14 protein-coding genes are annotated in these 14,948 nt (G+C 28.3%); 10 read left to right on the forward strand and 4 right to left on the reverse strand.

Features of this window, described 5'->3' with window-relative positions; all coding sequences use genetic code 11:
• The first annotated feature begins 176 nt into the window (after nucleotides 1–176).
• From ABGF48_RS03975 to ABGF48_RS04015, 9 genes are all read left to right on the forward strand, one after another.
• Complete coding sequence (locus ABGF48_RS03975; RefSeq protein WP_408105048.1) at nucleotides 177–1,166, forward strand: NAD(P)H-dependent glycerol-3-phosphate dehydrogenase; 990 nt, start codon at nucleotides 177–179, stop codon at nucleotides 1,164–1,166.
• Complete coding sequence (locus tag ABGF48_RS03980) at nucleotides 1,150–2,304, forward strand: HlyD family efflux transporter periplasmic adaptor subunit (protein WP_408105049.1); 1,155 nt, start codon at nucleotides 1,150–1,152, stop codon at nucleotides 2,302–2,304. The genes ABGF48_RS03975 and ABGF48_RS03980 overlap by 17 nt, the downstream gene beginning before the upstream one ends.
• A gap of 60 nt (nucleotides 2,305–2,364) precedes the next feature.
• Nucleotides 2,365–2,892, forward strand: coding sequence for a cell division protein SepF (locus tag ABGF48_RS03985; protein ID WP_408105050.1), 528 nt, complete (start codon nucleotides 2,365–2,367; stop codon nucleotides 2,890–2,892).
• Nucleotides 2,893–2,935: 43 nt separating this feature from the next.
• The gene (gene lspA, locus ABGF48_RS03990; protein ID WP_408105051.1) at nucleotides 2,936–3,394 is read left to right on the forward strand and encodes a signal peptidase II; all 459 of its coding nucleotides are present in this window, start codon (nucleotides 2,936–2,938) and stop codon (nucleotides 3,392–3,394) included.
• Nucleotides 3,391–4,065, forward strand: a complete 675-nt coding sequence (locus tag ABGF48_RS03995; protein ID WP_408105052.1) for a uracil-DNA glycosylase — start codon at nucleotides 3,391–3,393, stop codon at nucleotides 4,063–4,065. The genes lspA and ABGF48_RS03995 overlap by 4 nt, the downstream gene beginning before the upstream one ends.
• Entirely contained in the window at nucleotides 4,043–4,966 is a 924-nt protein-coding gene (locus tag ABGF48_RS04000) for an RluA family pseudouridine synthase (protein WP_408105053.1), read from the forward strand. Before ABGF48_RS03995 ends, ABGF48_RS04000 begins: the two co-directional genes overlap by 23 nt.
• Nucleotides 4,950–6,419 (forward strand): ATP-binding protein, encoded by a 1,470-nt coding sequence (locus tag ABGF48_RS04005; RefSeq protein WP_408105054.1) that lies wholly within the window; start codon nucleotides 4,950–4,952, stop codon nucleotides 6,417–6,419. Before ABGF48_RS04000 ends, ABGF48_RS04005 begins: the two co-directional genes overlap by 17 nt.
• Before the next feature lie 380 nt (nucleotides 6,420–6,799).
• Nucleotides 6,800–7,246: an IS3 family transposase gene (locus ABGF48_RS04010; RefSeq protein ID WP_408105055.1), complete on the forward strand. Its 447-nt coding sequence runs from the start codon at nucleotides 6,800–6,802 to the stop codon at nucleotides 7,244–7,246.
• A gap of 157 nt (nucleotides 7,247–7,403) precedes the next feature.
• Nucleotides 7,404–9,317 (forward strand): DUF1542 domain-containing protein, encoded by a 1,914-nt coding sequence (locus tag ABGF48_RS04015; protein ID WP_408105056.1) that lies wholly within the window; start codon nucleotides 7,404–7,406, stop codon nucleotides 9,315–9,317.
• A gap of 463 nt (nucleotides 9,318–9,780) precedes the next feature.
• On the opposite strand, the gene ABGF48_RS04020 is transcribed toward ABGF48_RS04015, so the two are convergent.
• Nucleotides 9,781–10,125: a winged helix-turn-helix transcriptional regulator gene (locus ABGF48_RS04020; protein WP_408105123.1), complete on the reverse strand. Its 345-nt coding sequence runs from the start codon at nucleotides 10,123–10,125 to the stop codon at nucleotides 9,781–9,783.
• Nucleotides 10,126–10,241: 116 nt separating this feature from the next.
• On the opposite strand from ABGF48_RS04020, the gene ABGF48_RS04025 reads away from it, so the two are divergent.
• Nucleotides 10,242–10,877, forward strand: coding sequence for an NAD(P)-dependent oxidoreductase (locus tag ABGF48_RS04025; RefSeq protein WP_408105057.1), 636 nt, complete (start codon nucleotides 10,242–10,244; stop codon nucleotides 10,875–10,877).
• 156 nt (nucleotides 10,878–11,033) lie between these two features.
• On the opposite strand, the gene ABGF48_RS04030 is transcribed toward ABGF48_RS04025, so the two are convergent.
• The 3 genes from ABGF48_RS04030 to ABGF48_RS04040 all read right to left on the reverse strand — a co-directional run bounded on the left by ABGF48_RS04030 (nucleotide 11,034) and on the right by ABGF48_RS04040 (nucleotide 14,851).
• Nucleotides 11,034–12,581: a recombinase family protein gene (locus tag ABGF48_RS04030; protein WP_408105058.1), complete on the reverse strand. Its 1,548-nt coding sequence runs from the start codon at nucleotides 12,579–12,581 to the stop codon at nucleotides 11,034–11,036.
• Nucleotides 12,578–14,302, reverse strand: a complete 1,725-nt coding sequence (locus tag ABGF48_RS04035; protein ID WP_408105059.1) for a recombinase family protein — start codon at nucleotides 14,300–14,302, stop codon at nucleotides 12,578–12,580. Before ABGF48_RS04035 ends, ABGF48_RS04030 begins: the two co-directional genes overlap by 4 nt.
• Before the next feature lie 195 nt (nucleotides 14,303–14,497).
• Complete coding sequence (locus tag ABGF48_RS04040) at nucleotides 14,498–14,851, reverse strand: DUF2116 family Zn-ribbon domain-containing protein (RefSeq protein WP_408105060.1); 354 nt, start codon at nucleotides 14,849–14,851, stop codon at nucleotides 14,498–14,500.
• Nucleotides 14,852–14,948 lie beyond the last annotated feature (97 nt).

Here is a 14,948-nt window from a genome sequence, read left to right on the forward strand (position 1 = left end):
TTCATTGGCGCTTACTATACTAGCATTTGTATATGTTTTAATAGTTCATAATACAAATATAGCTTTTGTAATTATGTCATTGTTAAATACAATAATTGTAATTTATAGCCATAGAGAAAACATTAAAAGATTAATTGAGGGAAAAGAGAAAAAAATAAAAAGAATGGATGTATAACATGGAAATTTCAGTATTAGGTGGTGGTAGCTGGGGTACCGCTATTTCTAAAGAATTGTCAAGCAAATATAATGTTATTATGTATGTTAGAAACGAGGATACTTGTAATTCTATAAATAATCTTCATAAAAATGATAGATATTTGAAAGATTACATTTTGCCTGATAACATCAAGGCATCATCTAATATTAAAGATGTGTTAAAAAATAAATACGTGATAAATGCTATACCTACTCAAAAAATAAGAAATATACTGGAAGATTATTCTAAATATTTCAATGAAGATAATATAATTATAAACTTATCTAAGGGAATTGAAATAAATTCAAATTTGAGTATATCAGAAATTTTTGAAGAATTTTTACCTAATAATAAATTTGTAGCATTATCTGGACCGTCACACGCTGAGGAAGTTATTGAATCAATTCCAACCTCATTAGTAGCTGCAAGCAAAGATATAAATCTTGCTAGAGATGTTCAAGAATTAATGTCAAGTAACAGCTTAAGAATATATACTAATAATGATTTAGTAGGTGTTGAACTTGGCGGTGCGGTTAAAAATGTATTAGCATTGGGAATAGGTATATTAGATGGTTTAGGATTAGGAGATAACACTAAAGCTGCTATTATGACACGTGGAATACACGAAATGACAAGGTTTTGTGTAGCAATGGGTGGGAAAGATAAGACCTTATATGGATTAGCTGGTTTAGGAGATTTAATTGTTACAGCTACATCTAGACATAGTAGAAATAGAAAAGCTGGAGAACTTATAGGAAAAGGACATACTATAGAAAAATTGGAAAACGAGATAGGAATGGTGGTTGAATCAATTCCTACTTGTAAGGCATTATACAATATTAGTAAAGAAAAAAACATTTATATGCCGATAACAGAAGTTATTTATAAAATACTATATGAAAATTTAGATATAGAAAATGCTACTAAAATGTTAATGAATAAGGAAACTAAAGATGAATTTGAGTTTTAATAAACTAAAAAAAGATAAAACTTCTTTAATATTGATTTTCATATTTATATTTTCCTTGATTGTTATTGGATTTTCAATAATTTATACTTTATTTAATAGAAATAAAAATACTGATAATTTATATAACGTGGGTAATTTATATGAAATAAATAATAATATTTCAGGAAGTGGTGTTGCTATTTTTGATGAATTTGTTATAGAAAATTTTGATAATTTAGAAATAAAATTAGATAATAAAAAAGTTTATAGAGCTGACAGTATAGTTGATAATACAAATAATTTTGATGCATATGAAAAAGCGACTAAAATATATAATATAATAAAAGATAATAAGATTTCTGAAAAATTGAATGATTACCAATTTTTTGAAAAAATTAAATGTAATATCATAGATAATAATTTTAATTTTTTAGATATAAGTTCAGTTAAAAACTTAAATAATTCATCTAATTATGAAAAATTAATAAATTATTTAGATGGATACTTAAAAAATAAATCTTTGAAATTAGATAGTTCAGGTTATATTGTAAATTTTTATGATGGATTTGAAACATTGTATAATATAGATGATTTTGACAAATCTAATTTAGAATTATTAACAACTAAATCTCCAAATAAAGCAACAAAAATACAAGGGTTGAAATATGTAAATAATAAATATTTTTATTTTATGACATATATTAAAGATGCTGAAAAATATAGCAAAAATAAGTTGCAAACAAATACACTAAAAATTGACAAAAAATATTATAATGCAACCATAGAAAAGTCAATACCTTATAAGAATGGCTTGATTGTATTATATAAATTATTTGATAATATAGAAGGATTTATTAATAATAGATTTATAGATTACGAAATATCATTAAATAATATTTCAGCATATAAAGTTCCTTATAACTCAGTATTCAATTTAAATGGAGTTGATGGGGTTTATTTTATTAAAAACAATAAAGTTAAATTTACTCCGGTTAAAGTTATCAAAAAAGAGGATGACTTTGTTTATATTTCAAATAATTTTAAGGAAATTTTTCCAGATGTTACAGAACCGATTTATAAAGATTTTGAAGAATTAAATCCATTTTCAAAAATAATATTAAATCCTAAAGATTATAAAGAAAATGAAGATTATAAATAAAAATAGAAAAATGTCATTAAATAAGTTATAATAAAAAATATAGCATATTAAGGAGGAATTATGGCTTTTTGGGATAAAGTAAAAGATTTTATTGGTATTGAAGAAGATTATTATGAAGAAGATGAATTTCAAAATGATGTTAATGATTCAGAATTAGAAGAAAAAAATGAAAAAAAATATGAATCAAGTTCATACTCATTAGATAATAAGTCTGAAACTAAATCAAATACTTATGATAGAAATTTTGATTCAAATAGAAATTATAGAACTGAAACAAGACAATCAACCAATAAAAATTTAGGAGTAAATAAAAATATGTTAGTATCAATTAAAGAACCTTTAACATTTGATGATGTTAAAAATGTATTAGATGATGTTATATCGGGCAAAACTGTAGTTTTAAATTTAGAAATGTTAGAGATTGATATTAAAACACAAATATTTTATTTTGTAAGTGGTGGATTATATTCTTTAAGAGGATCTTTACATAATGTTACTAAAGATATTTATGTTTTAGTTCCTGAAGGTGTAAGCGTAGATTCAAAATTAAAAGAAACTATTGCTGAAAAATCTTTATATCAAATTTAACTATTATAAGGGCGTAAGCCCTTTTTTTATTAAGGGGTAATTTATGATGTATATTATAATTTTTATTGTAGCTGTAATAATAGATCAGCTTACTAAATTATGGGCTATTTCTAATTTGAAAGGACATGATCAAATTAAATTGATTGATAATTGGCTACATTTAACTTATTTAGAGAATTCTGGAGCAGCATGGGGGATATTTCAAAATGCTACTCTTATTTTCGCGGTGCTTACCATATTAATTTGTTTTGGAATTTGTTGGTATTTATTAAAAAATAGTAACAATATTGACATTTACTTTAAACTTCCATTGGTTATAATAATGGCAGGGGCAGTTGGAAATTTAATTGATAGATTGAGATTACAATATGTAGTAGATTTTATATATACTCCTCTTGGAGGATTATATAGTTTTCCTGTATTCAATTTTGCTGATATGTATGTTTCGTTATCAGCTATATTTTTAATAATTTATGTTTATTTTATTGAGGCTAAAAAATGATTATTGGAAATGGATGGGATAATGTTCTTCAAAATGTCTTAAAAACTAAAGAGTTTAATGATTTTTATAACATTCTCAAAGAAGAATATAAAGTTTACGACATATATCCTAAATATAAAGACATTTTTAATGCATTTAAATTGACTAAATATGAAGACATTAAAATTGTTATTATAGGTCAAGATCCGTATCATCAAAAAGGTCAAGCTAATGGATTAGCTTTTTCAGTTAATCCAGATGTAAAGACTCCTCCTTCACTTAAAAATATTTTTAAGGAAATTAGCTCAGATTTAGGGATTATAAATATTAATCCTGATTTGACAGCTTGGGCTAAACAAGGAGTATTACTCTTAAATACTATTCTTACTGTAAAAGATAGTAAACCTAGATCTTATGCTGATTCATATTGGAATATATTTTCGATAGAAGTCATAAAAAAAATTTCTGAAAATGGGAAAGTAGTTTTTATGTTGTGGGGAAATGATGCGATTTCGCTTTCTAAATATATTAGCGATGATAATTACATTTTAACATCAACTCATCCATCACCATTATCAGCATATAGAGGATTTTTAGGATGTAGACATTTTTCACAAGCGAATGAAATACTTGAAAAATTAGATAAATCAAAAATTAATTGGAGTACAGATGAAGATAACAGTTTTAGATAATGAAAATCAAAGATTAGATCAATATTTATCAGATTATTTTGAGGATATATCTAGATCAAAACTTTCAAATTTAATAAAAAATGATTCTGTATTAGTAAATGGAATAAAAGAAAAATCTAAATATATTGTAAAATTAAATGATGTTATTGATATTGAATTGGATTCTCTTAAAATAAAGAAATTAGAGCCACAAGATTTACCTATTGAAATTTTGTATGAAGATGATTACATTGCGGTTATAAATAAACCTATGGGTATTGTTTCTCATCCAACAAATACAATTAGAGAAAATACAGTTGTAAACTTCTTAATGAGCAAGTATAAAAATTTACCAAATATAAATGGTGAAGATAGGGAAGGCATTGTTCATAGACTTGATAAGGATACTTCTGGACTTATGATAGTAGCATTAAACGATGAATCTATGATTAAACTAAAATCTATGTTTGAAAATAGAGATATAATAAAAAAATATAGAGCAATAGTAAATAATAGATTTGAAAATTTAAATGGTATTATTGAAAAAAATATTTCTAGAAGCATGAGAAATCGTAAATTAATGTCAGTTGATGATAATGGTAAATATGCTAAAACAAGCTATGAGGTTGTAGTACAAAATAGTCAATACGCATATTTAGATATTCAATTATTTACAGGGAGAACTCATCAGATTAGAGTTCATTTATCAAGTATTAATCATCCAATTTTGGGGGATTCAGATTATAATAAAATTAAAAGTAATTTTAATATTGATGCTCAGTTGCTTCAAGCGTATTACTTAGAATTTGAACATCCTATTAGCAAAAAATCTATTAAAATTGAAATTCCAATGTATCCCGAATTTAGTAAATATTACAATATAATTTTTGGAGAAGAAGGAATAAATGAACAATTTAATTAAAACATATAATTTTAATAAAGCTGAAGAAAATCTGGTTTATATAGAAACGATAAAAAATAAGGGAATGATGAAGTTTACAATTTCAGGATTGATTTCAAAATCAATTAGTGAAGGAAAAGATAGGATTTATTCAACATTTAAGATGAATGGCTTAAAATTTCCTTATGGTAGGGTAATTACAAATTTATTTCCTGCAGATATAAAAAAACAGGGTACACACTACGATTTGCCTATCGCACTATCTATTTTAGCAAATCAAGGATATATTAAGTACCCTGACGATTATCTCGTTTGTGGTGAATTGTCATTAAATGGAGATTTAGTTGAAATTGACAATCCAATACGTATAATTAATTTTTGTATTAAAAATGACATAAAAAATGTAATTATTCCCTATGGTAATTATCCTTATTTATCTTTATATGAGGATATAAATATATATTTGGCGAAAAATATAGCACAAGTAATGGAGCATTTCAATGGTAAGAATGATTTAATAGTTAATAAAAATTTTAGTATTCAAGAAAATAAAATAGAAACATCAATAAATGATATTTTATCTCAAAAGGCTCTAATAAGAGCATTAATAATCTCAATTTCAGGAAATCACAGTATTTTAATAAAAGGACCTGTAGGTACAGGTAAAACTTTTTCTATAAAGTCAATTAAATCCTTATTTTCAAAATTAAATTCAAAAGACTCTCTAATATTATCTGATATTTTAACTCGATTTTATGAAACTAACACATTCACAAGTTATCCGCAAATTATCTATCCTAAAAATAACATAAATGTAAATGAATTATTTGGAAATAATAAAAAAGTAGGGACTTATACAATGTCCAACTTTGGATTTTTAGTATTTGATGAATTAAATAAATTTAATAAAAATGTAATTGATAAACTTAAGAGCTTTTTGGATTTTGATGAAGTAATAAAATTTAATAAAAAGATGTATTATGAATATCCAATTAAAAGTACAGTAATTACCACAATGAACACATGTCCATGTGGTAATTATGGAACTGAGGAAAAATGTATATGTACTCAAAAAGAAATACAAAACTTTAATAAAAAAATTGATAAGGCTTTATTAGATAGATTTAATATAAAGATAACGGTAACTTCAGCTAAAAAAATATCTAATAGTAATTCAGAAAAATATAATATCGAAGATATTAAAAATAGTATTGAAAAGGCAAAAATTAGACAATATCATAGATACAATTCAGACATAACTACGAATGGAAGTCTTAACAATTTTCAAATAAAAAAATATATTAATGTTTCAGAAAATATAAATAATTTATTAGAAATGCTTAAACAAAAATATAATTTATCACAAAGATCTGTTGATAACATATTAAAAGTTGCACGTACAATTGCTGATTATGAAGGAAATCAAGAAATAGAAGAAGAATATATATTTGAAGCATTGAATTATATAAAATAAAATAAAATAAAATTCCCATTGACGCCACTAGTCCTCACTCCTAAAGGAGTTTCGGAGGTGGCTACATGGGAATTTTATTTTAAACATTTAAATATTTAAAATATTTAAATTTCAGAGTTATATTTGAAACTTTTTTAGTTTTTGACAATGTTTTTATGTTTATAAGAGAATTTAATTAAAAAATAATTAAATTATTGACAATATATATATAATGTCATATGAATGATATGCATAATATTATGTATTTAATGGTGAATTCTGCTATTTATCAGTTATTAAAGATGCTTACACGAACGAAATATTATCAAATGTATTAAGTGAAAAATTAGAAGTTGACTTTGTTCTTGAAACAGTAGAAAAACAAATTAAGAGTCACGGAATTGAGATATATTGCAAAAGCAATGATACACAGTGATCAAGGAAGTCACTACACTATCACATCTTTTAGAGAATTATTAAAGAATTATGAACTTAGACAATCAATGTCTAGAAGAGGAAATTGTTGGGATAATGCTCCACAAGAAAGTTTTTTTGGACATTTGAAACAAGAATTAGCTTCATATGCAAAGCAGTGGACATGTTTTGAAGAAATTAAATCAAGAATTGGTGATAGGATAGATTATTATAACAACGATAGATTTCAAATGCGGCTAGAAAAGCTAACCCAAAAAGAATTCTATAAGATAGATAATGATTTATTTTACAGTAAAAAAAGATTTAAGAGCGAAGAAGAAATGTATAAGGCATTTCAAAGATATAGCGTAAGAACAAATAATATAGTAAGAAGAGTATTGTCATTTAATACACCAAACGTTATGCCTTTTTAAAATATTATTAATGGTTTTCTTGTCACATATGTTTGACGACTCTAGAAGTTTGACGACTCTAGAACAGAAATTTCTATTGACAATATATATATATACATATATAATGTTTGGGAATATATAAATATAACAAAGGAGCAAAGGAGCTAGAAATTTAAAAATGAGAAAGAAAATTTATGACAAAAATAACGATAATAAAGCTAAATCAAATAAAATTAATAAGGCTGTAGCGTCGCGCCTTATCTGTTGTTTGCTGGTGGCAAGCACATCAGCTGTTGTACTTGCTGACAGCCAAGCACAAGGAGTATCTAGTGCTTCTATTAGTACCGCACAAGAAAATAGTGGACTAGATCCAAAGTATCAAAATGTAAAAATACAATATTATGAAAATAAAATATATTTGACCATTGAAGGGTTAGGCTATAATATTAATAGTCTTTCTAATATAAAAGAGCTAAAATTACTCGTATATGATAAGGAAAATTTACCACAAACAGAAGTGGATTTTGGAACTACTCATAAAAAGACAGTTGAAAAAGAGATAGATAAAAAATACGTAACTGCTGAAGGACAGTATAAATTTAAGGTAAAAATAAAGGATAGTTCTGTAAATGGTGGTACCCCATTTTATCTAAGTACGCCTGATGGCTTGTTAAAAGATAGTCTATGGAATGTTACACTTGTAAAAACAAACTCTATCGAAGAAGAAAAGGCTGAAAAAAAACAATCTGGTAGCACTATTCCTGCAAGCCCAGAAACAGGAGCTAGACCAAGTGAGCCTGCTGTACCATCAGAACCTAACCAAGGTGATAGCCTTATGCCACCGGTAAGCCCATCTCCAAGTGGACCACAAGAAGATCAAAAACAAACAGAAGAAATGCAGTCAGAGTCTGAGAAAATTAAAAAATTCAAACAAGATCATCAAGACATATTGGCGAAAGTAGAAGAATATAAAAAATCTAAAACTGTTGATAATAAACAGTTACAGGAACTTGATGAACAAAAGTTATCAGAATATGCAGATAAACTAAAAGCCGCTATTGATGCTCACGGTCAGTTATCTTATGAAGATCAAGGCAAATATGAAATTGACCCTGTTTCTAACTTATATAATGATATTATAAAAGAACAAGCGAAAAGAAAAGAAAATGGAAATGGAAATGGCAATAGTGTTCAGCCACCACAACAAGACCCAGGTATGTCTAATCAGAATGTAGCTAAAGACGTTAAGAAAGCTATTAGAGATGAAATAGAAGAGATTTCTAACAATGTAAATAAATTAATAGAAGAAAAAGCTGATATACTTGGAGAAAAAAGAAAAATTGAATTGATAAAAGAATTGGAAGAAGTAAAAATTAAAGTATTACAATCATTGGAAGAAGCAAAATTGGAAGACTTAGATGCTGAATTAAACGAAGATAAAGCTGAAGAAACTAAAGAAAAACTACTAGAAACTTTTGGTGACATTGTTGAAAAAATTGATGGTATTGCAGATGCTACAGAAGAATTAGAAAACATAGCTAAAAGAAAAATAGAAGAAATTGAAAATTCTAACCAATCTAAAGAAGGTAAAGACGAAGCTAAAAGAAGAGTTAAAGAAGCGTTACAGAAGTCCAAAGAGGAAATAAATAAAGCTCAAACTGAAAGTTCAGTAAATGAAGAAAAAGAAAAAGGAAAAAAAGCTATAAATGAAATAGAAATTATTTCTGATAAAAAAGGCGATGCTCTTACTGAAGAAGCAAAACCTGAGTATGATATCAACAACGAGGACACTTTGAAAAAAGGACTTCCAACAAAAAAAGGAGATGCTCTTACAGAAGATAAAAAACCTGAGTATGATATCAACGACGAGGAGACTTTGAAAAAAGGACTTCCAACACAAAAAGGTGATGCTCTTACAGAAGATAAAAAACCTGAGTATGATATCAACGACGAGAACACTTTGAAAAAAGGACTTCCAATACAAAATCCTCAAACAGGAGAAAGAATCAATGTTGTACAATACACATTTGCAATGATATTATCAGCAATGGCTTTTGTTGTAACTTTATTTAGAAGAAAAAAAGAAAAATAAAAGTTAGATAATAAAAACATATGGGAGAATAAACCACTTTTGGTATAATTTAAATACCAAAGTGGTTTTTTTATGGTAAAATTTATTACAAATAAATTCTATGATAAATAATAATTTTATGGTCAAAAATAAAAACTTTCAAAGTTTAGATAAAAAGTTTCAGTTTTCAAAGGGAAAGTGTAATTGTATCAAAGACAGTATGAAACTAGAGAAAACCATATAGAAAATGATACAAATTAACAATTGAGAATATGGCTGTTTCAAGCCTTTTAGAGCGATAATTGATTATTGGACCACAAAAATGGGTCTTTTTTTATTGCTCATTTTTTGAAAATTAAATTTAATGCACACCCCTTACCAAAAATAGTGGCTATACTATTTAACGCTTTATTGATAGGGGTGTGCATTAGAACTTGATTAATATTTTGTTTTAAGCCGTGTGAAATAGGAAAAATATATCCTCTTAGTCTTGAGTTTCGTCACTACCTTTTATTAGATCCTTGTAGGTCAAGCCCCACTTAGTCATCTCATCTAAAATAGGCTTAAGGCTTCGACCTAAATCAGTCAAGCTATATTCGACTCGTGGAGGAACTTCAGCATAGACCTTGCGATTGACTAACCCATCATCTTCCATAGAGCGAAGGTTTGATGTCAAAACTTTTTGTGAAATATTTCCTACACTTCTTTGTAATTCACCAAATCTTTTTGTCTCATTTAATAATTCACGAATTATTAAAACTTTCCACTTACTGTTGATTAAGGATAAAGTAATCTCAACAGGACATTCTGGTAATTTATTCTTTATAATAGCTTAATTCTCCAATTCTTACTAAAAGGTACTTACAGCACTTAATTGTACCTACTTGTATTAAGTAACTAATAAAATTATAATAGAGACGTAATAAAAAAACAAGGAGGTATTCTATGAAAATAATGGTATTAGCGTCTAATGGACGTGTAGGAAAGTTATTTGTTGAAGAAGCGGTTAAAAGAGGCCACCATGTCACAGGTGTGGCTAGACAGGAAAATAAGTCAAAAGCACAAGAATTTATTGAAAAAGACCTTATGAACTTAACCAAAGAGGATGTTAAAGGTTATGATGTAGTTATAAATGCTTTTGGAGTTTGGGCTGAGGAACAATTACATGAGCATGATAAGGTAACACAAATTATCTGTGATGCTATTAGTGGGACAGATACTAAACTGTATGTTGTAGGAAGTGCGGGTAGCTTATTTGTAGATGACGAGCTTACACAAGAACTCTGGGAGAGTGAATGGATGCCAGATATGTATAAACCACTTGCTTCTAATATGTCAAAAGCTTTCCATAATTTGAAAGAAAGAAATGATTGTAACTGGGTTTACGTTTCACCTGCTTTAGATTTTAGACCAGATGGAGAAAAGGAAGGGAACTATGCCATAGCAGGCGATCGCTTTACCTTAAATGATAATGAAGAATCCTATATCTCATACATTGATTATGCCGTGGCATTGGTAGACATGGTAGAGAGCGATGAGTATAATCAAGAAAGAGTATCCCTTTATGCAAGGGGAAAGTAATTAAAGAAGAAAATTTATCCCTTATTGGATCTCTAAATCAAAATTAAATCTAATTGCAACAAAGCCTGTAACACCATCAAAGTGCTACGGGCTTTTACTACTTTATTTGATTGAGAACCAAAACAGAGCCTATAAGAAATCTTATAAGCTCTAGTCTTAAATGCCGTTAGCAAATTTAAATTCTAAACTTCCATCTTCTTTTACTATCAGTTTATCTACCATCAAGTTCCAAAGGATAGGGTCAAATTCTGTTATAGGATTTAGCTTATTAATTTGTTTTGTGAATAAGTTATATTGAAGTTTCCTAGATTCTTTATCTTGAATTTTTGCTGATAATTCTTCGTAGCTAGATTTTGCATTATTGAACTTAGTTACTAGTTTTTCATATTTTCTAGCATACTCAATTTGGTCAGAACTCACTTTTGAATTTTCTTCAATGAGCTGTTCTATTTTTTCTTTTATCTTATTCATGTTATCAATATGAGTATCATGCTCTTTTTCTAATTCAGAAGTATCAAAGATTTCTTCAACTAGTTTTAGGTCTTCTAGGATGTGGCTTTTATTTGATATAAGTTCATTAAGTGATTTTATAAAAGCATTTTTTACATCTTCTTCATAGAGATGTGGTGTATTGCAAGGATGACCTTTATTGCTGTATTTCTCATTACACCTCCAGATAGTTCTTTTATATTTTGAATTTGAATGCCAGGTCTTAGAGCCATAATATGATCCACAAGTTCCACAAACAATTTTTGATGAGAAAATATCTTTTTGAGACCTTGGTCTTCTTTCTAATAAATCTTGCACATAATCCCAGACCTTAGGCTCTATAATCGGCTCATGGTTCCTTTCAACATAGTATTGAGGGATTTCTCCCTCGTTTTTCTTTTTCTCTTTAGTTAAAAAGTTTACTGTAAAAGTCTTTTGTAGTAGAGCATCACCTCTGTGCTTTTCATTTGTAAGTATTCTTTTGATTGTACCACTAGCCCAGTTCTTTTTGCCTTGAACGGTAGGTATGCCTTCTTCAGTTAATTTCTTAGAAATTCCATAAGGGGAGAGACCTTGTAAGAAATATTTATATATCTTTTTTACAATCTTAGCTTCTTCTTTATTTACAACTAGGTTTCCATCTTCTCCACGATCATAGCCTAGAAAATTTCCAAAGGGGACAGATACCTTTCCATCTGAGAATCTTTTTCTGTGTCCCCAAGTAACGTTTTCTGAAATGGACCTGGATTCTTCTTGGGCGAGTGATGACATTATTGTTATTAATAACTCCCCCTTAGAATCAAAAGTCCATATATTTTCTTTTTCAAAATAAACTTCAACACCCGCATCCTTTAATTCCCTGACAGTAGTTAAACTATCCACGGTATTTCTTGCAAATCTTGATACGGATTTTGTAATAATAAGGTCGATTTTTCCTGAAAGGGCATCCTCAACCATGTTATTAAAGCCCTCACGCCTTTTAGTATTTGTTCCAGAGATACCTTCATCTGTATAGATTCCTACAAACTCCCAATCGGCTCTTTGCTTAATGTAATTAGTATAATAATCAACCTGTGCCTCATAAGATGTAAACTGTTCATCTGATTCAGTAGATACTCTAGCATAACCTGCAACTCTTCTTTTACTTACTTGGACTTTAGATTTGGATGAATACTTAGTCTTTGTTGCTGGAATGGTTCTTATCTTCTTTTTCATGTGTTTCCTCCAGTTCTAAATTCTTTTTTTTGTCGCCACCTTTCTTTGTTTCCTTTTCCTATTTTTCTTCTAGTTTCTATACTATGCTTAGGTCTTGGTCTTTTGATATTTTCATAGTGAGTGCTTGTTGTATTTCCATTTTTATAATGAAAGTTAAGGGTATTTTCTTTGATACTTAAATGTGAAAAAGCTTCAATCATTTTGTTACTATCAAATCTATCAAGGTTTAGTTCTTTTGCAACTAGATTTTTAAGAACTTTCAAATCTATAGTTGAATTTTGGCACTCACTAGCAGGAGAACTGCAAAGAAAATAGATTTTTTTATCTCCATTTTTGTATTTTCTAATTTGCCTTCTATAGTTTCTATTACATTTGTCACACTTTATGAAACTTGAAAACTCATTAAATCTTTCAATTTTTCTTGAGAATTCAGGACTTTGTCTAAGCTTTGCATGTTTTAGCTTGACTTCATCTGTCCACCAATCTTTCTTTGCTGTTGATTTCCAGTTTGTTTTAACCTTTTTACCATCATTAAAAGCAAATTCTAAAAGTCCTGGTTCTAAAACATTAATATCAGATACCTTTTCTAAGAAGATATTTTCATCAAATTCATCTAAATAAAGCATTTCACTACACTTATTTTTTAGGATGTATTCTGGCATGGAAGGATTAATGCATCCTTTTCTATGGCCTTCTTTTTGTCCTGCACACATCCAAACAGCATATTTTCTTCCTGCTTGGTTTCTTTGAGATCTTTGAAAGTTTCTCCCGCATGAGCAATGAATTTTACTGGTAAAGCATGAGGTGTTTATAGCCCAGTTTGCTAAAGCTCCAAGCTCTCTTCGCCTTTTCATTTCTTCTTGCACTTTTTCAAAAACTTCAAAGTCTATAATTTTAGGATGAGTATTTTCTGTCCAGTACATAGGAAGTTCTCCTTCGTTTTTGACTTCCTTTTTTGTTAAAAAGTCAGTGTAGGTTTTTTGAAATAGGGAATTGCCTGTGTATTTTTCTTGCCTTAATATGGACCTAACACTTGATGCACTAAGTGGTTTTCCAGAAAGACCTTTTATTCCTTTTTTCCTTAACTCTTTCTCTGTTGTTTCAGCAGACTTACCATCAAGAAAGTTTTGAAAACATAGTTTAATAACTTCAGCTTCTTCAGGGACAAGATTAAATTTTTCTCCATCCCATCTATAGCCATAGAGCACATAAGAGTTTCCTATTCCTTTTTCAAAGTTTTTACGAATACCCCATTTCACGTTATTAGATATAGACCTAGATTCTTCCTGGGCAAAAGATGCGAGAATAGAAAGCATTAACTCTCCATCACCTGAGAAGGTTTTAATATTTTCTTTTTCAAAATGAACCTCTATGCCTATATCTTTTAAGTGACGAACAATTTCAAGTAAGTCTACAGTGTTTCTAGCAAACCTGGATATTGACTTAGTGAGGATGAGATCAATCTTTCCATCCTCACAAGCTTTCAGCATCTTTTGAAATTCCTTTCTTTCTGTGGTTGCTCCACTCGTACCTGAATCAGCAAAAACTCCTGCAAACTCCCAGTCAGTATTTTTAGTTATTAGGTCGTTATAAAAACTTACTTGCTGAGATAAAGAATTAAGGGTTCTACCTTTAGCAACTGATACTCTTGCATAGGCAGCGACTCTTTTTTTCTTTTTTAGTTTAGGTAGCTTTATATCTATTTTTTGTATTCTTTTCATAAGAATCCTCCCTTCACATACATATATCAATACTATTGGCCTTATAGTCAAGTAATATCGAGCATAAAAGGGATAATATAGGCTTTATATTTTGCTATGAGCTTTTCTGTGATTTTCTTAAGTTCTTTTTTACTTATAATCTTTTCTTCTTTCAATTTCAGAAAGACTCGGTAGGAAGTATAAAATTTAAACTCATTATTCATGATAAAACCTATCCTTTATATAACACTTATGTGAGCAATACTTCCTATTCTTATTGCCATAGGCATTAAAAGGTTTATGACAATAAGAACAAGTAAATGAGTAGTAAGCTTTGCGATTTACTTTATCCAAATTATTATTCCACCAGCTTTGCCTACATTTTGAAGAGCAAAACTTCTTTCCCTCATCAATCTCAGCTCCACAGTTAATACAGATTGTGTTTTTATTATCTTTAGTTTTAGTAATTCCATTACGTCTACAAAAACTTTTTACTGTATTTACTGAGATTATTAATGCATCAGCTATCTCTTTATAGCTATATCCTTCTTGTCTTAGTTTTGTAATCATTTTTAGTACCTCCTATGAGGTACAGGACATTTTAAGGTGGCTTGAGTAATAGAATTAATAAAAAATGTTATAATAGATGTAAGTATTTAAATTTCGT

It is taken from the genome of Helcococcus bovis (assembly GCF_046035835.1).
GTDB lineage: Bacteria > Bacillota > Clostridia > Tissierellales > Peptoniphilaceae > Helcococcus > Helcococcus bovis.